General features: G+C 41.7%; 18 protein-coding genes. 3 read left to right on the top strand and 15 right to left on the bottom strand.

From position 1 onward, the window contains the following. Window positions 1-10: 10 nt before the first annotated feature. The 4 genes from ACZYRN_RS00520 to ACZYRN_RS00505 all read right to left on the bottom strand — a co-directional run bounded on the left by ACZYRN_RS00520 (window position 11) and on the right by ACZYRN_RS00505 (window position 6,171). Window positions 11-550, bottom strand: coding sequence for a FadR/GntR family transcriptional regulator (locus ACZYRN_RS00520; protein ID WP_488909553.1), 540 nt, complete (start codon window positions 548-550; stop codon window positions 11-13). After that, entirely contained in the window at window positions 550-1,788 is a 1,239-nt protein-coding gene (gene ystJ / locus ACZYRN_RS00515; protein ID WP_488909552.1) for an NADP-dependent malic enzyme, read from the bottom strand. The genes ACZYRN_RS00520 and ystJ overlap by 1 nt, the downstream gene beginning before the upstream one ends. A 96-nt stretch (window positions 1,789-1,884) precedes the next feature. After that, complete coding sequence (dnaE, locus tag ACZYRN_RS00510; RefSeq protein WP_488909551.1) at window positions 1,885-5,142, bottom strand: DNA polymerase III subunit alpha; 3,258 nt, start codon at window positions 5,140-5,142, stop codon at window positions 1,885-1,887. A gap of 93 nt (window positions 5,143-5,235) precedes the next feature. Continuing rightward, window positions 5,236-6,171 carry a DHH family phosphoesterase gene (locus tag ACZYRN_RS00505; protein ID WP_488909550.1) on the bottom strand — a complete coding sequence of 312 codons (936 nt, stop codon included), beginning with the start codon at window positions 6,169-6,171 and terminating at the stop codon, window positions 5,236-5,238. Window positions 6,172-6,266: 95 nt separating this feature from the next. On the opposite strand from ACZYRN_RS00505, the gene ACZYRN_RS00500 reads away from it, so the two are divergent. After that, the gene (locus ACZYRN_RS00500) at window positions 6,267-6,575 is read left to right on the top strand and encodes a YtpI family protein (RefSeq protein ID WP_488909549.1); all 309 of its coding nucleotides are present in this window, start codon (window positions 6,267-6,269) and stop codon (window positions 6,573-6,575) included. A 38-nt stretch (window positions 6,576-6,613) separates the two neighbouring features. Here the strand turns inward: ACZYRN_RS00500 and ACZYRN_RS00495 are convergent, their stop codons facing one another. Both ACZYRN_RS00495 and ACZYRN_RS00490 read right to left on the bottom strand, forming a co-directional pair. Continuing rightward, window positions 6,614-7,927, bottom strand: a complete 1,314-nt coding sequence (locus ACZYRN_RS00495) for a DRTGG domain-containing protein (protein WP_488909548.1) — start codon at window positions 7,925-7,927, stop codon at window positions 6,614-6,616. 159 nt (window positions 7,928-8,086) lie between these two features. After that, window positions 8,087-8,767, bottom strand: coding sequence for a metal-dependent hydrolase (locus ACZYRN_RS00490; protein ID WP_488909547.1), 681 nt, complete (start codon window positions 8,765-8,767; stop codon window positions 8,087-8,089). A 198-nt stretch (window positions 8,768-8,965) separates the two neighbouring features. On the opposite strand from ACZYRN_RS00490, the gene ACZYRN_RS00485 reads away from it, so the two are divergent. Then, complete coding sequence (locus ACZYRN_RS00485) at window positions 8,966-9,415, top strand: universal stress protein (RefSeq protein WP_488909546.1); 450 nt, start codon at window positions 8,966-8,968, stop codon at window positions 9,413-9,415. Window positions 9,416-9,566: 151 nt separating this feature from the next. On the opposite strand, the gene argH is transcribed toward ACZYRN_RS00485, so the two are convergent. After that, window positions 9,567-10,943: an argininosuccinate lyase gene (gene argH / locus ACZYRN_RS00480; RefSeq protein ID WP_488909545.1), complete on the bottom strand. Its 1,377-nt coding sequence runs from the start codon at window positions 10,941-10,943 to the stop codon at window positions 9,567-9,569. 2 nt (window positions 10,944-10,945) lie between these two features. Beyond that, window positions 10,946-12,148, bottom strand: a complete 1,203-nt coding sequence (locus tag ACZYRN_RS00475; RefSeq protein WP_488909544.1) for an argininosuccinate synthase — start codon at window positions 12,146-12,148, stop codon at window positions 10,946-10,948. A 241-nt stretch (window positions 12,149-12,389) separates the two neighbouring features. On the opposite strand from ACZYRN_RS00475, the gene ACZYRN_RS00470 reads away from it, so the two are divergent. Continuing rightward, on the top strand, window positions 12,390-12,695 hold the full coding sequence (locus ACZYRN_RS00470; RefSeq protein ID WP_488909543.1) for a hypothetical protein: 306 nt from the start codon (window positions 12,390-12,392) through the stop codon (window positions 12,693-12,695). Window positions 12,696-12,729: 34 nt separating this feature from the next. Here the strand turns inward: ACZYRN_RS00470 and ACZYRN_RS00465 are convergent, their stop codons facing one another. The 7 genes from ACZYRN_RS00465 to ezrA form a co-directional block, all read right to left on the bottom strand. Beyond that, a complete protein-coding gene (locus ACZYRN_RS00465) occupies window positions 12,730-13,575 on the bottom strand; it encodes an EcsC family protein (RefSeq protein WP_488909542.1) in 846 nt (281 codons plus the stop codon). A gap of 5 nt (window positions 13,576-13,580) precedes the next feature. Continuing rightward, window positions 13,581-14,573, bottom strand: coding sequence for a class I SAM-dependent methyltransferase (locus ACZYRN_RS00460; protein ID WP_488909541.1), 993 nt, complete (start codon window positions 14,571-14,573; stop codon window positions 13,581-13,583). 86 nt (window positions 14,574-14,659) lie between these two features. After that, complete coding sequence (gene tpx / locus ACZYRN_RS00455) at window positions 14,660-15,160, bottom strand: thiol peroxidase (protein WP_488909540.1); 501 nt, start codon at window positions 15,158-15,160, stop codon at window positions 14,660-14,662. 74 nt (window positions 15,161-15,234) lie between these two features. Beyond that, entirely contained in the window at window positions 15,235-16,140 is a 906-nt protein-coding gene (rarD, locus tag ACZYRN_RS00450; protein ID WP_488909539.1) for an EamA family transporter RarD, read from the bottom strand. Window positions 16,141-16,221: 81 nt separating this feature from the next. Beyond that, complete coding sequence (gene thiI / locus ACZYRN_RS00445) at window positions 16,222-17,415, bottom strand: tRNA uracil 4-sulfurtransferase ThiI (RefSeq protein ID WP_488909538.1); 1,194 nt, start codon at window positions 17,413-17,415, stop codon at window positions 16,222-16,224. Then, window positions 17,412-18,551 carry a cysteine desulfurase family protein gene (locus ACZYRN_RS00440; RefSeq protein ID WP_488909537.1) on the bottom strand — a complete coding sequence of 380 codons (1,140 nt, stop codon included), beginning with the start codon at window positions 18,549-18,551 and terminating at the stop codon, window positions 17,412-17,414. The genes thiI and ACZYRN_RS00440 overlap by 4 nt, the downstream gene beginning before the upstream one ends. A gap of 90 nt (window positions 18,552-18,641) precedes the next feature. Beyond that, a complete protein-coding gene (gene ezrA, locus ACZYRN_RS00435; RefSeq protein ID WP_488909536.1) occupies window positions 18,642-20,396 on the bottom strand; it encodes a septation ring formation regulator EzrA in 1,755 nt (584 codons plus the stop codon). Window positions 20,397-20,404 lie beyond the last annotated feature (8 nt).

The raw sequence follows: 20,404 nt of genomic DNA, 5'->3' as shown, positions 1-20,404 counted from the left end.
TTACTAATCCTTATGAGTGATTCATGTGCCTAATTCCTGATAAAAGCTCGGTTAAGCGTTCACTGGCTTGTCCATCGCTATCTCCGGCATAATCTGAGATGATTAGCCACATCTTTTTCAGCAGGCTGTTGCCCGAAGCATCCATCAGCTCATGAAATGCTGTCTCTGTACCGTTATAAGAACGCTTATTAAAATCATGCTGCACGGCCAATAAAGCGAGACAGCCTATTTCTAAAATAACTTTCACATCGTGAACGTGTTCTTTTTTTTGATCATCGTTAAAAATAAACGTACCGATTAACGAAACGAGTTGATGGTCTTTAAAGTCACGTAGATATGTTCCTTCTCCGCGTCTCGTTTCAATCAAGCCGAGAAGTTCAAGAGCGCGCAATGCTTCGCGAACAGAAGAGCGGCCCATAGATAGCCGCTCTGACAGTTCACGCTCGGATGGAAGTTTGTCCCCCTGATTGATCCGATCCGCTTTAATCACCTCTTGAATTTGTGAAATAGCTGCCACAAACTTTGATGGTGGTTGCTTTGGATCCGTCATTATTCATCTTTGCCAATTAACGATAATTGAAGCGTTTTTTTACGCACTTCTTCCGGGTCCACTTTTAAACGTGCGACGCCCGTCTCCATCGCAGCTTTTGCTACTGCCGCTGCAACAGCCGGTGCCACACGCAAATCGAATGGACTGGGGATAACATAATCCTCATTCATTTCATGTTCTTCGATGAGTTCAGCGATTGCTTCGACAGCTGCCTGCTTCATTTTTTCATTAATATGCGTTGCGCGTGCATCTAATGCACCCCGGAAAATACCTGGGAATGCAAGTACGTTATTGACTTGGTTTGGATAATCTGAACGGCCTGTTCCGATTACTTTTGCACCCGCCTGTTTTGCTTCTTCCGGCATAATTTCCGGCGTTGGGTTTGCCATAGCAAAAATAATGGGTTCTTTGTTCATCGTCTCGATCATTTCCTTCGTAAGCGCACCGGCAACCGATACCCCGATAAAAACATCTGCATCTTGAATAACGTCTGCAAGGCTTCCTGCTTGCTTCTCGCGATTTGTATACCTTGCCACTTCTTCTTTAACAGGATTCATTCCTTCTGGGCGGCCTTCATAAATTGCTCCACGTGAATCACACATAATGATATTTTGCACGCCATATCCTGTCAATAGTTTAATGATTGCGATACCTGCAGCTCCTGCGCCATTTGCAACAACTTTAATGTCCGCTATTTTACGTCCCGTTATTTTAAGCGCATTAATAAGCCCTGCCATTGTAACAATCGCTGTCCCATGCTGATCATCATGGAAAATAGGAATATTCGTTTCTTTTTTTAACCGTTCTTCAATAAGGAAGCAGTGCGGTGCTGCAATATCTTCTAAATTGATACCGCCAAATGTCGGCTCCATCAATTTGACTGTTTCAATAATTTTTTCAGGATCTGTCGTATCTAGACAGATTGGAAATGCATCTACCCCTGCGAAACTTTTAAACAAAACAGCTTTTCCTTCCATAACCGGCAAAGATGCTGCGGGACCGATATTGCCTAGTCCTAGTACAGCAGTCCCATTGGAAACAACCGCTACCATGTTCCCTTTCATCGTATAATCATACACAGTTTCTGGTTTTTCATAAATTTCTTTACATGGCTCTGCCACACCTGGTGAATATGCTAAACTTAAATCTTGTGCGTTTTTCACCGGTGTTTTAATGCCTGTGGACAGTTTCCCCTGGTTCTCTCTGTGCATGTGCAGAGCATCTTCACGATTGGACATTTTTTCATCTCTCCCGTATATTCATTCAAGTGGTCTGACCACATGATTTACTATAACACTTTATACGATTATCGTGTAATTGTAAAGTGGCTGCAGCTACTTCAGTACGACATTTTCCGTCCCACACTCTTTCCTTAATTCGTGAAGGAGATTTTCCCCTGGTGAGACAAAATATTTTTGGCCAAGCCGCACTGTTTCTTTCGTTCGTTCATAATGAATCACTACAGATGCACGTCCTGGAGAATCAAGCAATAATTCATACACGCGTTCTGCCAATTGGTCCGTTCCAGGTCCTTCCGGCAATTTAATATACAATGTCTGTCTTTCTTCAAGTACTTGCTTCAAACCTTCGTCCAGCGGCTGAATGCTTTGGACAACAAGCTGCACCGTATGATTGCGTTCTTCTGCTGAACCAGTAATAAATACAGCAGCCCCTTTTTCGATAATCGTTGCATACTTCCGATATACTTCTGGAAATAGAACTGCATCCCGCTCTCCTGTTTCATCTGTTACGTTTATAAAGGCCATTTTATCGCCCTTTTTCGTCCGAATTTCACGAATAACACTGATCAAGCCGCCCGCTTGAACACGCCGGCTTATTGGAATAGATAGAAGCGGCAGTGCCCCTGCTGCACTTAGCGATGACCGGCGCCTTGCAAGCGGATGATCAGAAATATAGACGCCGAGCACTTCTTTCTCTTTTTCTAGTTTTACATCCCCAGCCATATGGTCTGTCTCCGTATATTTTGGTTTAAACGAGATGTCTAATCCTTCAAACAGGCTGCCCTCATCCGGATTTAAAAGCGATGCATGTTCGAATGCTGCCTCAATGCTCGCCAATAAGACAGCCCGGTCTTTTCCGAATTCATCCATTGCGCCAGAGAAGACAAGCGATTTGATGACATTCCTGTTGACTATGTGGAGCGGTACACGAAGACAAAAGTCAAATAAATCTTTAAACAGCTCGTTTTGTCTTGCTTCAATAATGGCTTTGGCAGCCGGCTGACCGATACCTTTCACCGCGACAAGCCCAAACCGGATTCCTTCTTTCGTCGTTTGAAATGAATAGCCGCTTTTATTCACAGAAGGTGCCAGAAACGGAATCGAATATTCAGCTGCTTCTGCTATATATTGTCTAAACTTATCTTCATTCCCAATAGAAGATTGTAAAAGTTCAGCCAAAAAATAGGCAGGATAGTTTGCTTTCAGCCAGGCAAGCCAGTAAGCAATCATACTATAAGCGACTGCATGGCTTCTATTAAATCCATAATCAGCAAAATGGACAATGAAATCATACACAGTAGATGCAATTTTTTCTTCAATTCCTCTTTTATGTGCACCATTAATAAAATGGCGCCGCTCTTCTTCCAGCGTTCCTTTTTTCTTTTTACTGACAGCCCGGCGAAGATTATCTGCTTCTCCAGGCGTGAAACCAGCCAGTTCGACCGCAATTTGAATAATTTGCTCTTGATAGACAATAATGCCGTATGTCGGCTTTAAAATAGCTTCTAATACTAGATGCATATAGGTGACTTGTTCCACGCCATGGCGCCGCTTTATATAAACCGGGATTTGACTCATTGGACCTGGCCGGTACAAAGCATTAACAGCCACCATATCTTCAAAGCGGTCTGGTTTTAGTTGCATCAGTACATTTTTCATCCCATCTGACTCGAACTGAAAAATACCTGCCGTTTTCCCCTTGCTAAGCAATTCAAACACTAATTCATCATCCAGCGGCAGCGAATTGAAATCAATTAATTTCCCCGTTCCGCGTTTAATAGACGCTTGAATACGTTCGATTGTGGTTAAATTACGCAGCCCAAGCAAATCAATTTTCAACAGCCCAATTGATTCAAGCGCTCCCATCGCATACTGTGTTAAATATACACCATCATGCCCATCCATAATTGGCACATGGTTTGTCAGCGGTTCTTCCGATATAATCATACCCGCTGCATGTGTTGACGTATGGCGCGGGATTCCTTCAAGCATCAGAGAGGTCCTATAAATACGTTCATGAACAGGCGACTCCTTTACCCACTCTGATAAGTCCGTTTCCGAAAGCTTCGTTCCCGGAGCAGAAGAGATGAGCTTCGAAAGCCGGGAGAGTTCTGCCGTTTCAAATCCAAATACACGTGCTACATCCCGCATGACTGCTTTTGCGGATAATGTACCAAACGTGACAATTTGTGCGGCGTGAAGCGCACCGTACTTGCCGACAATGTATTGAATTACGTCATCCCGCCGATTATCAGGAAAATCAATATCAATATCAGGCATTGTCACACGCTCTGGATTTAAAAATCGTTCAAACAAAAGCCCGAATTCAATCGGGTCGACCGCCGTAATCCCGAGTGTATAAGCGACAAGTGAACCAGCAGCGGAACCACGGCCCGGTCCCGTTAAAATGCCTTGTCTTTTTGCGTATGACATAAAATCATGAACAATTAAAAAGTAGTCGCTGAACTTCATCTTACTAATGACTGACAATTCATAGTTAATCCGATCCATGTACACATCATTTCGTTGCTTTAACCCTTCAATACATAATTTTTTCAGTGCAGCATCTGCAGTTTCTCCATTTTGGAGTGGAAATGATGGAATAAGCCGCTCATCAAAAGAAAGCTTAACTTCGCATAACTGTGCAATTTCCTCTGTGTTTTTAATTGCTTCAGGATCATCCTGGAACTTCTTTTTTATTTCATCAAATGATGCAAACGCATGGACTGGTTCTGTGATTTCATCTTCAATTTCAAGAAGTCTATTATCGCGAATAGCCTGGAGACAACGCGATGCAAATGCACCTGTTTTTTCTTCATATTGAACATCTCCGATTGCTACAAGCGGGAGGTCATAAGCGTCCGCGATCTCTCTCACTCTTTGTTCTGATGTACGGCCGCGAATACCAATGTAAAAATGTTCAAATAGCTTATCGAAATAAGTTGCTGCCTCTTCTGTTACTTCACCATCCATTCCAGGGAGTACTGCTACTAACCCCTCAGCATAGGCCTCCAGCCACTTTAAGGGGAGCCCATTTTTCGCCTTTGTTTGAATAGCACTGGATATTTTCACAAGGTGGGAAAATCCCTTTTCATTTTTCGCATATAAAAGGAGCGGATACGACTGACCACTCCTGGATTTTGATTGAACAACTGCTTTCAGTCCAAGTATTGGTTTAACGTCCAATGCTATACATGCTTGGTAAAACGGAATGACTGCGTGAAGCGTGTTATAATCTGTCAATGCGACAGCACTGCATCCGGATTGTTTCGCCTTTTTAACAAGTGACTCTGGCATTAATGTTGATGACCGGAAGCTAAAAGCGGTTTCTATTTCAAGATGAATAAACACATTCTCCGCTCCTTTCTCGTATAGTGAATATACGTTCTTGTTTTTGCAAAAAAAGAAGGAGAAAGAATTCTCCTTGCTAAATGGCGTTCTCCTTTATCTTTTCGTAATTAATGCTTTTAAATCGTTTAAAACATTTATAGCTTCTTCCCATGAATAGACACTCGCACCGGCTGCCAGCGGATGACCGCCACCGCCATATTTCATTGCCAGACTGTTAATGACCGCTCCCTTTGAACGGAAGCGAACCCGGATTTGATCATCTTCTTCAATGAAAAACACCCATGCCTGAATACCTTTTACACCATTTAGAATACTAACAAGCTGCGATGTTTCAGCCTGTGTCGTGTTGAACTTTCCAAGCAGCTCTTTTGTTAATCGTACTTCCGCTACACCTGACTCATCCATATTAAAGTGCTGCAAAATATAGCCTTCCATTTTTAGCACATGTGCTTCTTTTTCATACATACTATTAAATAATTCCTGACGGTTAAAGGTATATTGCATTAATTCGCCGGCATATTGCATCGTTTTAATTGTTGTTGAAGAATAAAGGAAGCGGCCTGTATCACTGACAATACCTGCGTATAAAAGACGGGCTGCTTCATCGCTCATTTTCAATTGACCTTCCGATGTTTTATATAATTCGTAAATCATCTCGCTGCACGCAGCAGCATCCGTATCAACCCAAAGCAAGTCTCCATATGGATCTTCATTTGGATGATGATCAATTTTAATTATTTCTTTACCGAGTTTAAAACGCTGATCGCAAATACGTGCTTGATTTGCGGTATCACACACAATAACCAGTGCTCCTTCGTATACACTGTCATCAATTTGATCAAGACGCCGCATAAAATAAAGTGTTGGTTCTTCTTCACCGACTGTAAACACTGTTTTTTGAGGAAATGTTGCTTTAATGATCTCCGCTAGTCCTCCTTGCGATCCATATGCATCCGGGTCTGGGCGCACGTGACGATGAAGTATGATCGTATCGTACTCTTTAATTTTGTCAATAATGTGTTGTTTCACGTGGTTTCTCCTTCTCTAAAGATGGATTTTGGGTGGAAATCCCTCTATTTTCCCGTTACAATGAACAAGAGTTTAAAAACGGAGGTATTTTATTCATGCCCAATTTCATTTTTGTCGTTATCATTGTATTAACGTTTGTTTTTTACCTATTTTACAAAGTACAGTATGTCCGCAGCAGGCGGCCGATGGAGCGAAAATGGCTATCCTCCAAATCAAGCATAGCGCTCGGATTGTTCGTCAGCCTTTTCGGTATTAACACGCTACTCATTCAGCAAACAACCGTTGCTTATATCGTCGCCTCGGTTTTCATTTTATATGGATTTGCCAGCATGGTTGCCGGATATAAAATGTACAAGCATTACTTGCCATTTGCACAATCTGAAGCAGATGAAATGGATCGCTAATATTCATCCTAAAAGCAGACTGCTTTCATGTCTGCTTTTTATCTGTCAATAAGCTGACACATCATCATCACTTTGCCAGCAAGAACACCTGCATTATACACTTCTACATCCACTTTCCCAAACTTCCGCCCAATTTCCATCACCTTTGGATAAATATCCAGTATTGATTCCATCTGTACAGGCTTCAAAAAGTATATCGTAATATTTTCCACAATGAGATCTCCACGCTTATGTGCCCGGAGTGCCCTTTTTGCTGCTTCTGTCACTATTGTTGTAAAAACACCATAGGAAATCGTTCCGAGGTGATTGGTCATTTGCGGCGTGACTTCGAATTGGTATATGTCTCCTGCTTCTCGATCTTCAGGCAGGATCAATTGTTTTGCGATCGTATCATCGAGTGTTTCCGCTGTTTGCGGCTGACGCTGCGCCATTTGTATGGCTTTCAGTACATCTTGACGGCTAATGATCCCTTGCAGCCGGCTCTGTTCATCGACGATCGGCAATAATTCAATGCCTTCCCAGATCATCATGTGAGCAGCCGACGCCACACTTGTTTTCATCGTGACCGTAATTGGGTGCTTTGTCATTACTTTATCAATCATGACTTCACGGCCATTTCCCATAATATCTTTCGCCGTCACGATGCCGAATACCTTCAAATTTTCATCTACAACTGGAAAACGGCTATGCGACGTTTCCCGGTTTTTATCGAGCCAGTGGCCAACCGTATCACCAATTTCTAAAAAAACACTGCTTTCTACGGGTGTAAAAATGTCTCCGACGAGAACAATTTCCTTTTTTATGAGCTGATCATAAATCGCCCGGTTAATCATCGCTGCAACGGTAAACGTATCATAACTTGTTGATATAACCGGCAGTTCAAGATCATCTGCGAGCTTCTTTAATTCTTCCCCCGCTTCAAATCCGCCTGTTATGAGGACAGCTGCCCCCGCCTGAAGAGCAAGTTCATGTGCTTTTATCCGGTTTCCAACAATCAGTAAATTGCCAGGCCCTGTGTAGCGCATCATTGCTTCAAGCTGCATTGCACCGATAACAAACTTATTCAATGTTTTATGTAAGCCATTCCGACCGCCGAGCACTTGTCCATCGACAATATTGACGACTTCAGCAAATGTCAGCTTTTCAATATTTTCTTTCTTTTTTTGCTCAATTCGGATCGTTCCGACTCGTTCTATTGAGCTGACAAACCCTTGTCTTTCCGCTTCTTTAATGGCTCGATAAGCTGTTCCCTCACTTAGTGAAAGTGCCTTCGCGATCTGCCTGACGGAAATTTTTTCCCCTATCGGCAATTCTTCAATATGTTGAAGAATTTGTTCGTGTTTAGTTATCAACTGATCCACCTGTCCCTTTCCGCACTTGGGCTACACACTGTAGGCCCGCAAAGGCGTTGCGACATGATGCTGCAAATTTAGCCTTTGATCTTTATAGTTTATTATAGAACAAAAGGTCGTAAAAAAAAAGAAGCTGTCTCAAATGAGACACCCTTCTCATTATAGTTGAATAAAGTCTCCCGGTTTCATTACTTTCCCATTGCCCGCCTTTATTTTTGATATAAATGTTTTTGGGTCCTGTCTGATGGGTGGAAACGTATCATAATGAATAGGCACAACCATTTTCGCTTTTAAAAATTCTGCTGCAAGCACTGCATCATCAGGCCCCATCGTAAAATTGTCCCCTATTGGCAAGAATGCCAGATCAATTGGATGAAGCTCGCCAATTAATTTCATATCTAAAAATATACTTGTATCTCCTGCATGATACACCGTTTTCCCGTCATTCATAACAAGCACGCCTGCTGGCATCCCCATGTATAAAAATGTACCGTCTTCCTGCTCCAGACCAGAACCGTGAAACGCCTGCGTAAATTTCACTTTGCCAAATTCAAACTCCCAGCTGCCGCCAATGTGCATGGGATGCGTATTTAAGCCCTGTTGCCGTAAATAAACGGCCAGCTCATTTACCGCAATAACGAGTGCACCGCTTCGTTTAGCAATTGCAACTGTATCACCGACATGATCGCCGTGACCATGTGTCAAAATAATAAAATCGGGATTTTGTTCTTCTGCCTTTAAATCCGTCAGTTCATTGCCTGTAATAAACGGATCAATTAATACCGTTTTCTCGTTTGATTCAATTTTAACGACTGAATGTCCGTGAAATGATATTTTCATTTTCCACTCCCCTTTTCGTTTATCTTTTATCCTTTTCTTTTTCCCTTTATTTAATCAATAAAACGAAATATCCTTCTTTTTATTTTTCATAAAGAAAGGGTCGATTCACTAGTAAAATTGCGGAACTATTCATAATTCTTGCTTCCTATTTATTTTTTTTATTGTACAATAAAGATGATATAGAAAGGGGAATGACTTATGTTAAAGTACAAAAATGTATTAGTAGCAGTTGATGGTTCAAAAGAAGCTGAATGGGCTTTTAAAAAGTCCGTTGAAATTGCTAAACGGAATGAAGCTGCCTTGAATCTTGTTCATGTCATTGATACACGTTCATTCGCCGCAATTGAAGCCTATGACCGCTCCATTGCAGAACGCGCAAAAACATATGGAAAAGAACTTCTTGAAGAGTATAAAAAAGAAGCTGCAAATGCTGGTGTCAAGCAGGTCAACTCATTCATAGAGTTTGGTTCCCCCAAAGTCATTATTTCGAAAGATGTAGCTAAACAAGTACAAGCGGACCTTATCGTCTGTGGAGCAACAGGTTTGAATGCAATGGAACGATTCTTAATTGGAAGCGTTTCTGAACATATTACACGCGCCGCACAATGCGATGTTTTAATTGTTCGTACAGATGATGCAGCTGAATAACCGCGAAAAAATCGCTGTCCACAAAATGGACAGCGATTTTTTTGTAAGAATAACTAAAATTGAATGTAATTAAACGCTATTCCGTCTGAATCTGAAGAATCCCTCTCCTTTTAACGCTAAAAATCCGCCACTCCTTTGGCGGATTTTTGTCTTATTTAAGTAGCTCTTTCGCCGCTTGAATCTGATTTTCGACTTGATCAAAACCAGTGCCGCCAAGAGACTTCCTTCTCTTAACTGCTTCATAAGGAGATAGAACACCGTATATGTCTTCCTCGATTACATTTGATGCGTCTTTTAGCTCCTCCATCGAAAGATCAAGCAAGAAGCAGTTTTTTTGAATGCATGTGAAGACAAGCTTTCCTGTAATTTCATGCGCTTCGCGGAACGGAATGCCTTTTGCTGCAAGATAGTCTGCCAGCTCAGTCGCATTTGAAAAATCATTGTTCACTGCGTCCTTCATACGTTCTTCGTTTACCGTCATTGTATCGATCATGCCTGCGAAAATTTTAAGCGATCCAAGAACGGTGTGGACGGTATCAAACATGCCTTCTTTATCCTCTTGCATATCTTTGTTGTAAGCAAGTGGAATGCCTTTTAAGATCGTTAGCAAGCTGAACAAGTTTCCATAGACACGCCCTGTCTTGCCACGAATAAGCTCTGCCATATCCGGGTTTTTCTTTTGCGGCATAATACTCGAACCGGTTGAAAACGTATCGTCCATCTCGACGAATCGAAACTCCTGGCTCGACCAAAGAATAATTTCTTCCGCGAAACGGGACATGTGCATCATTAAAATAGAGGAAGCACTTAAAAATTCTAAAATGAAATCACGATCACTGACAGCGTCCATGCTGTTTTGATATACAGCAGAGAACCCTAATAATTCAGCTGAACGTTTACGGTCAATGGGAAACGTTGTACCGGCAAGCGCCCCTGCCCCAAGCGGAGACACATCGATACGTTTTAACGCTTCTTGATACCGTTCTTTATCCCGCTGCAGCATCCAAAAGTATGTCATTAAATGATGTCCAAATGAAATTGGCTGTGCACGCTGTAAATGAGTGTAACCTGGCGCGATTGTTTCTTTATGTTTATCTGCTTTCTCCACTAAAACAGACTGGAACTGGCTGATAAGGCCGATAATCTCTTTGACTTGCTTCTTCAAGTACAAATGCATATCGGTTGCAACCTGATCGTTACGGCTCCGTCCGGTGTGAAGTTTTCCTCCTACCGGACCGATTGAATCAATCAACGCTTTTTCTAAGTTTAAATGAATGTCTTCAAGGGAAGTCGAATATTCGATTTCACCGGATTCAGCTTTCTTCTTTAAAGCCTCAAGCCCTGCCTTGATTTGATCCATTTCTTCTTTTGTTAAAATACCTGTTTCACCGAGCATGGTCACGTGGGCGATGCTGCCTTCGATATCTTCGAAAACGAGCTCCTGGTCAAATGAGATGGACGCTCCAAATTCGTCTACCCACTCTTCCGCTGATTTTTGAAACCGCCCGCCCCATAACTTTTTTGTCATGATTACTTAAGCCCCTTCTCTTTATGGACACGCGAGCTTACCACTGTCGGAAGACCGTACAAGTTGATGAAGCCCACTGCAGATGCATGATCAAACGCATCATCTTTCGAATATGTTGCAAGCTTTTCATCATATAATGAATATGGTGATTTTCTTCCTTCCACAATCGCATGGCCTTTAAACAGTTTTACACGAACTGTACCTGTTACGTATTTCTGTGTATCTTTTAAGAATGCGACAAGCGATTCACGAATCGGGTTAAACCATAATCCGTCATAAATAATTTCTGTCAGGCGTTTTTCGATAACCGGCTTAAAGTGAGCCAATTCTTTAACAAGTGTAATATCTTCAAGTTCTTTATGCGCTGTAATAAGCGTTGTTGCACCCGGCGTCTCGTATACTTCACGGGACTTAATACCGATAAGGCGGTTTTCAATATGGTCGATACGGCCGACTCCATGTTTACCGGCAACTTCATTTAAATGAAGTATTAATTCAGCCAATTCCATTTTTTCTCCATTTACAGCCGTTGGGACACCTGCTTCAAATTCAATTTCAATAATATCCGGCGTGTCTGGTGTATCTTCTAAATGAGCCGTTAAATCGTATGCATCAAGCGGCGGCGCTGCCCATGGGTCTTCCAACGCACCGCACTCATTCGCGCGTCCCCATAAGTTTTGATCGATTGAAAATGGACTTGCTTTCCCAACCGGTACTGGAACATCGTGCTGTTTCGCATATTCAATCTCTTCTTCACGTGACCAAGCCCAATCACGAACAGGTGCAAGAACTTCCAAATCTGGGTTTAATGCACGAATCGCTACTTCAAAACGAACTTGGTCATTTCCTTTTCCTGTGCAGCCATGGGCAACAGCTGTTGCATTTTCCTGTTCTGCGATCTCAACCAATTTCTTTGAAATAAGCGGACGTGATAACGCCGATACAACCGGGTATTTATTCTCATACCATGTATGTCCCTGCAGTGCAATAAGAGCAAAATCTTCCGCGAATTCTTTTTTCGCATCGATCATATAACTTTCAACAGCACCTACTTGCAGCGCTTTGTTTTTAATAAATTCAAGGTCTTTTCCTTCGCCGACATCCAAACAGACTGCCACAACGTCATACCCTTTATCTTTCAGCCACGGAATCGCGACGGATGTATCAAGACCACCTGAATAAGCCAGAACGACTTTATTACCCATTTACTTTTTTCCTCCTCTAAGATGCGAAAACTAGTATAAATATTCATTATTTTTTATTTTTATTCTGTTAACATGTATAAAGAATATCATGTTCTCCCTTTCCTTTCAAGTGCTTTTCAGAAAAAAATACATCTTTTTGTGTATTTATGTAGAAATCATGTATAAGCAGGATAAACGCCTGTTTTGCCATTTTTCAGAAGATCCATTAAGATAGAATGAAATCATTTTAGTAGGTGATAGAATGTTTCATTATGACAATCGGCTTGGTATTTCCATTCCTATTTTGGCGCGTGAATGGACGGAATACCCACTTGAAGAACAACAGCTGATTATGCATAAATGGGAGATAGAGCGAGGAGCCATTCCTGATCGGATTCTAGAGCTCGAAAGAACAATCAATGAAAAACAAGATGCTTTAAATAATGAAGATAGTTTTGCTGCCTCCTGCCAGCTGAACACAGAGATTAGCGAACTTGCATCCATCATTAATGACCTATGGCTTTGGTTTCGCACGGTGCCCGATGTAAAAAAAATCGATGTCTACTAAAAAAGGGATGCACAATAAAAGAAAGAACCGGTCCTCACCCCCCGGTTCTTTCTTTTTTTTCATTTAAATAACGGTATTGATAATAGTTTTCTGCGAATTCAGTTACCTTTTTCGTTAAACGGTAATTCACACCTGCACCGATGGCGACAGACAATAGCGGAATACCTAACACCTTTTTCTTTCGGAGCGCCATCACGGCAGCGAGCTTTACACTTTGACGGAGCGGTTCTTCCAGCCACGATTCATCCGTTAAATGTTCTACTCCTTCATAAAAATAAAAAGGTTCTTTGCCATCTTCCACGTCTGTTATTAACTGTGCCCAGCCCTCTGCTTTTAAACGGTCTGGCAGCATTGAAGCATGAAATACATTTAATGAAGCCGTCATTTCAAATGGATACTCGACATCATAGCCGTATGAAAGGGCTGTGAGCTGCACCGCGCGCAAATTGACAGCAGCCATCGCAAGAAAGTCTGTTGCCACAGGCAGTATAGCACCTGTCCCTGTGACCGCTCCTTGCATGGCCGAATAAAACCGGTTTCTGGCCATTTGCTGACGGCTTATATAGCGCAATTGATCAATTGTTAACTTGCGCAAATCCGGTACCGTTTCAATATCATTTCGAAAAATACGTGCCGATGTTAAAATGCTTTCGCGTGCTTCTGTTTGTAGCTGTGAACCTTGCAAGAGAGAATGCACATTAAACAGTATATTATCTATTTGTGAAAATATCCCGTCACGCATGTTTTCTGGGATTTCCTCCATCAACCGCTCAATTACACTGGCCATGGAGTACTCAATATCATTTCCTTCATATGAAATAAGATGCTGCTCCCAGTCCATAAGCCTGTCCCAGTAAGCACGGTCACGTTCGGTCCACATCGATGTCATCCTTTCTGTTGAGCGCTGAACCAGCGATCAATTTTTTGCATAATATTCGCTATCGCTTTTTTATCTGTCAACGATGGCATAGATGCAAGAAGTACTTCTTTCGGCTTTTTTACACCCGGTGCTTTTTTGCGTATCATTAAGATGCTTTTTGCTGCCTGCTTATTTTTAAACAGCGATTCTGGAAGCTGAATGACTCCTTCAATGTACACTTCTTCTGTTAAAAATGACTGTAGTTTTTTTGCTTCTGCCGATTCAAATAGCCCGTTCGGAATAATAAAAAAAAGTTGTCCGCCGGGCTTTGTATGATTCAAGCTTTGCTCAATAAATAAATGATGTGCATACGAATGACCGTTATCTGCTTGTAAACGATACTTTGCTGCTTGCGCATCATTCGGATAATAGCCAACCGGCAAATCACAAATAACAACATCCACCGGATCAATTAATAACGGTTCTAGTGCATCCTGATTGTGCAGTGTAATCGGGTGCTGCAATAGATTGGCTCCTGCATAGGCAAGCTTTAATAAGACATCGTCAAGATCAACACCATACGCTTCCACCATCTCATCAAATTCATTTAGTACAGTCATTACAAGATTGCCTGTTCCAACCGCCGGATCAAGAAGTGTAAATGTTCTTTTGCTGCCGTTGCTTTTTCTCATTAAATAGGAAATGAATATCCCGATTGAATCAGGTGTCATTTGATGATTCGGCTGTACATGCTCTTTCATGCCTTTTAAAATCGCCAGCTGATATGATTTACGGATCGATTCTTTTGAATAACGATCCAGCTTCACATTGTCATATAATTTTTGAAGTCGCTTTTCATCCATGTCATTTAATTCTTCCTGCACCACATAGCCATGAAACAAGTTTTCCGCCGTTTCACCGAGTGCCTCCAAGTAGGTAATCGACAGTGCAGTGCCTAGCAATACAGCCGATTCATCGAACACTGAAAATAATTGTTCAATGGTTACTTCTTGATTCATAATTAAAATCCTCTCTTTCTTTTCGCAAAAAACAGCCGGCTCCGACAAAATGTCAAAGCCGGCTGAGAAAACGAGCCTGTACTGAATTAGTTTGCTGCTTTCGCTGCTTCAATCGCTGCATCATAGTTGGGATGATCTGTTCCTTCACCCACATACTCTACATATGTAACCGTATCATTTGAATCAATAACAAATACAGAGCGTGCGAGCAGACGAAGTTCTTTCATGCCGACACCATATGCTTCAGCGAAAGAAAAATCGCGATGATCAGACAACGTTTTTACATTTTCAAGACCTTCAGCTGCACACCAGCGTGCTTGAGCAAATGGAAGGTCAGCAGAGACAGTTAATACTTGAACATTGTCCACTTTTGCTGCTTCTTCGTTAAAACGGCGCGTTTGAGTACTGCATACACCTGTATCAATCGAAGGTATAACACTGACCAAGCGGACTTTGCCAGCTGTGTCTGCAAGCGTTACCGTAGATAAATCATTTGCAAGTACGTTAAAATCAGGTGCTTTGTCTCCTACCTTCACTTCTTTGCCAATCAATGTCATTGGGTTTCCTTTAAATGTTACGTTTGCCATGTATAATTCCCTCCAAATTCAGCGGTATATATACATCATACAGAACTTGTTACAGCGATTGCAACGGAAAAGGGTTAAGCCACTGCTTTTTTCTTTTGAATCCCCTTCATTTGCGCGTATGTAAACACAGCGAGCGCGCTCCATATAAAGACAAATGACAGCATTTGCGATTGGGTAAACATCTCCTTATAAACAAACACGCCAAGCAGTAACGTCATCGTCGGAGCAATATATTGCAAAAAACCAATCATGTAAAGCGGTATCTGCTGCGCCCCTTTTGCAAATAACAACAATGGGATAGCTGTCAATATCCCACCGCCCATTAGCAGCAAATCCGTTTTTATATGGCCTGAAAATAAATGGATGCCGCCTTGCATCGATTCATATAAAAGATAAAAAAGGGCTAACGGCATTACAACAGCCGTTTCAATCGTTAATCCAATTGATGCATCCATTTTTATTATTTTTTTCACGAGGCCATATAGTGCAAATGAGATCGCCAGTGAAAGTGACACCCATGGAAAAGAACCATATGATATTGTCATTATACACACACCGCATGCGGCAAGAATAAACGACAAAATTTGCGCTTTCGACAGGGCTTCTTTTAATACGACGATGCCTAACAATACGCTCATAAGCGGGTTAATATAATAACCCATGCTCGTTTCGATAATCTGATTATGGTTCACTGCCCATATGTAAACAAACCAGTTTACACTGATTAAACAGGAAGCAGCAACAAGAGCGAAGGCTTTTTTCGGGTATCTTTTTACTTCTTTTAATACGTTGCGCAAGGGGGCTAGCTTTTTTAAGACGATAAGCAAGATGATCATGAAAACGAACGACCAAATTATTCGGTTAGCCAGTATTTCATATGCCGACACGTGCGTAACCATTTTCCAGTAAATCGGAATTAATCCCCATATCACATAAGAAGCGGATGTAGCCAAAATACCCATTTTCATTTCACTTTGCATATTTGCACCTGATTTCTTTCTATACTTAAAATTACTTTCACTGAATAACCACGCCATTTTTAGACGCAGACATTTTTGCTCTTATAACAAGTCATCCATTTCTGTTTCTTTTTTCGGCAGCCTGATCGTTTCTGTATCACGTATCGCTTGCTCAATAAGCGGTTCAAAATCGAGAAAGCTTTCAAAATATTGAACTTTTTCTGTTTTAGGCCGTGTTTTCGGGGCCGCTGGTGTGAAAATCGTACAACAGTCTTCATAAGGTAAAATAGAAATATCGTGCGTGCCGATTTTACGGGCTTCTTCCATAATATCCAGCTTATCTGATGCAATAAGCGGACGCAAGACTGGTGTATTTGTGACATCATTAATGGCAGCCATGCTTTCCATTGTCTGGCTTGCGACTTGTCCAAGACTTTCCCCTGTCACAATGGCGAGCGCTCCTGTCTGTTCACGAATACGATCGGCAATTCGCATCATCACACGGCGTGTTGATGTCATCGTATAATTTTCGGGCACTTGCTTGTGTATCGTTTCTTGAAGATGTGTAAATGGAACGATATGCAGGCGCACATTCCCGCCATACTTCGTTAATATATCTGCTAAATCTATGACTTTTTGCTTTGCCCGTTCACTCGTATAAGGCGGACTAAAAAAGTGGACTGCTTCAATTTCAACACCGCGCTTCATCATCATGTAGCCTGCAACCGGACTGTCAAGACCACCGGATAATAGTAAGACTGCTTTGCCTGCAGCTCCTGCTGGCAAACCGCCTGCCCCGGGATACGTTTCACAAGACAAATAGACCGCTTCCTGACGCACTTCAACAACAAGTGTAAGATCTGGATGACGTACATTGACTGTTACATTTTCGGTTCCGCGCAGTACATGACTGCCAATTTCATGATTTAACGCATGTGTATCTAATGGAAATGTTTTATCTGCCCGGCGGGTTTCAACTTTAAATGTCCCGGCAGCACCCATTGCTTTTTTCACTAATTCAAGTGCTGCTTCTTTTATTTCATTAAGTTCCTGAGACGTTTTCACAACTGGACTGAATGACTGAATGCCTGACACATGCAAAAGCTGTTCTTTCACCTCGTTAAATGAGGCACCATTTAAATAAACAAACATGCGGTCGCGCTGTGCCTCCACTTGAATCCGTTCATCTGCGAGCAGCCGTTTAATATTTGATTTCATTTTATTTGTAAATTTGCTCCGGTTTCGTCCTTTTGTGGACATTTCACCGTAACGGATTAAAATACGGTCATAGTTCATGTTCGTTCATTCCTTTTTTTCGCCAGAACCGGTATGATACGGTCCAATGCGTCAATAAATTTCATTGCTTCTTCAATCGTATTATACCGTGAAAGACTGATACGAATAGCAGAAGCTGCATATTCTCCCCTTACGTTCATCGCTTCAAGTGTCCGACTTGGTTTATTTTGCTTTGATGAACAGGCACTCGTTGTAGAGACAATGATTTCTTCTTTCTCAAGCGCGTGAACAAGCACTTCTCCTTTTATACCAGGGATAGAAAAATGGAGTATGTGCGGCGCTGACTGAAACGGTGTATGAATAACAGGCCATTCACGCTTTATGAGCTGATTACGAATGAATTCTATTATCTCTCTTATTTTTTCCGGGTCACTTTGTTTCAGAAGACGAATCGCTTTTGCTAATGAGGCAATTCCCGCTGCATTTTCTGTACCGCTCCGAACGCCCCGCTCCTGTCCACCTCCAGAAAAAAGAGGCATAACATGTACACCTTGGCGCTTAAATAAAAAGCCTGTTCCGTTTAGGCCATGTAATTTGTGGCCCGATACAGACAACAAATCCACCCCTGCCTCCTGTAAATCCAGCGGGACTTTCCCAAATCCTTGTACATCATCAACATGATATAGAACAGACGGATATTTTTTCAATAACTGTCCAATCTGTTTAACCGGCTGTACAGCGCCTGTTTCGTTATTCACATGCATAACGGATACAAGAATGGTTTCATCTGTGATCGCCTGCTCAATATCCTCTCTTCGAATCACTCCTTTTTCATCTGGCTTTACATATGTAACGTTGTAACCTTCTTTTTCAAGGTCACGGCAGGCTTCAAATACAGATGGATGTTCGATCATCGTTGTGATGATATGGCGGCCTCGTCCTTGATAAAAAGAGGCAGCCCCCTTTACCGCCAGATTGTTCGATTCTGTGCCTCCAGATGTGAAGATGATTTCATCTGCAGCGACGCCCATTAATTCAGCAATTTGTTCCCGTGCTTTTTCCATTAAACGTTCTGCTTCCATCCCGGGGGAGTGCAAGGAGGATGGATTGGCAAAGAAACGAACCCCTGCTTTCATAAATGTATCCATGACCGACGCATCTGGCATCGTTGTCGCACTATTATCAAAATAAATCATTATTTAAGACCCCTCATCTTTTTTCACCTATCCATGTTAGCACATCAACTAAAAAAAAACCGCCTCTTTTACTTCGAGACGGCTGTTTCTTTATGTTTTTTGCTCTTCTTTATATTGCAAATCGAATTTTTTCAATCCTTTTGAATCGACTTTATCAATCGCCGTGGCACATAATTCAAGTGCTTTTCCGTAATCCGCATGGCGGAAAGCGATCTCTGCTTCATTCAGCTTTGGTTCAATTGATGGATGTGTCCGCCGGTACCGGTTGCCAAACTGGATCATTCGCTCAGACAGGGCAACCTGTTCAATTAATTCAGCTGTTTTATTCGCCAAATGATCGATTGCGCCCTTCGCTGCATCCAGTTTCTCACGGACAGCTTTCATATTAAGTGGTTTTTCATTTAAATAAGTATTGGTTTCCTTTAAACGAAGACGTGCTTCTTCCGACATATCACGGTAATAATCCGGCAGTCCCGGCAAATTGCTTTGTTTCACTGTACGTGTAATATGCTGTACCTGCAGGCGCAGTGATTTTAATTCTTTTCCCGCTTCTATTTCATCTTTTCGGAGTGTTTGCAGAAAGGCTGTAAATCCTTCCTGCTCTTTTTTCATTTCGTTCATCCGTGCTTGAATATCTTTCAATTCATCATATAAAAATGAATAAGCCGTTTTTTCTTCCGCAATCCGTCCATGTAAAATTTCATATTGTTTTTCAAGATGATAAATCTCTTCTTCCAGGTGGCGCGGTATCCCTGATTCTTCCTCGTCCAGCTGATAGCTTTGTTTCACAAAATCTGTTTCTTCAATTAAATCGCCATTATAGTCCCTTATCTCGTCAATGATCAAACCAGTTTGCCCTTCATCTTTCATCACATTGTGCCGGGCTATGACTTCCTTTTCAAGCAAATCATAAAAAAACTCAATGCTGTCTTTCGTATCTGATACGATCAGTTCTGTTTCTTCCACTTCCGTTTTCACGAGAAAGTCACGACAACGGACGAGATCTTCTTTTAAAACGGCCGTTTCTTTTTCAATCCGCAAGTGGTCAAGTAAATAACCGTCCTGCTTCATTTCTTTGTAGCCATTTTCAATTTCAGTCAATTGCGCCGGCAATATGTGATTTACTTCTGTCATCAATGCCGGAATTCGTTCCATTTTATGCTGAATTTTATCCATTTCGACTTGAATTTCCCTTAATAATTCACGTGCTTCCAAATAATCCCCGTCTTCTGTTAAATCAGCAAACTTTTCAAAACGCCCTGTTAATACATCTAACTGCACTTCAAGAACAGATGCTGCTTTTCCAAACGTATGACGATGAGCCAGGAGCCGCTTTCTAGCTTCACGCTGCCGTGCGTACATATCTTCCCCTTCAGCACGGTTTTTTTCTTCACTGCCCACAAGCTGGTCAAGTTCAGTTAAAATGCCATCCACTTTTTTCTCTATTTGATCGAGATGGACAGCAATGTCAGCATTCGTCTTTTTCGCTTTACCAAATCGGAATTGATCTATCTGTCCTTCAGACTCAAATAACTTTTCATCGATAGCAGGGAGATCAACGGTTACAACTTCATCCCATTCTGCACGCCATCTATCAAATAGTTCCTCCGTTTGTCCAGTCATGTTGAGCCGTTTTACTTTTGTCAATTCTTCATTTACCGGACGTTGCAAAAGCTCCGTCTTTTTCATATCCAGCTGATTAATTTCTGTCGCATTTTTTTTCCTCATCATTAATACATAAATGAGTAAAATCAATACGACAATTACCGCTCCAATGACGAACTTCACCATCATAAGCCCCCTCGTAACAACGAATAAATAAGATTTATGTAAAATAGACGCCACAGATTGCG

Source organism: Domibacillus sp. F004 (assembly GCF_057814295.1).
The sequence above is the reverse complement of the archived record's forward strand: the minus strand, read 5'-3'. Positions and strand labels throughout refer to the sequence as shown.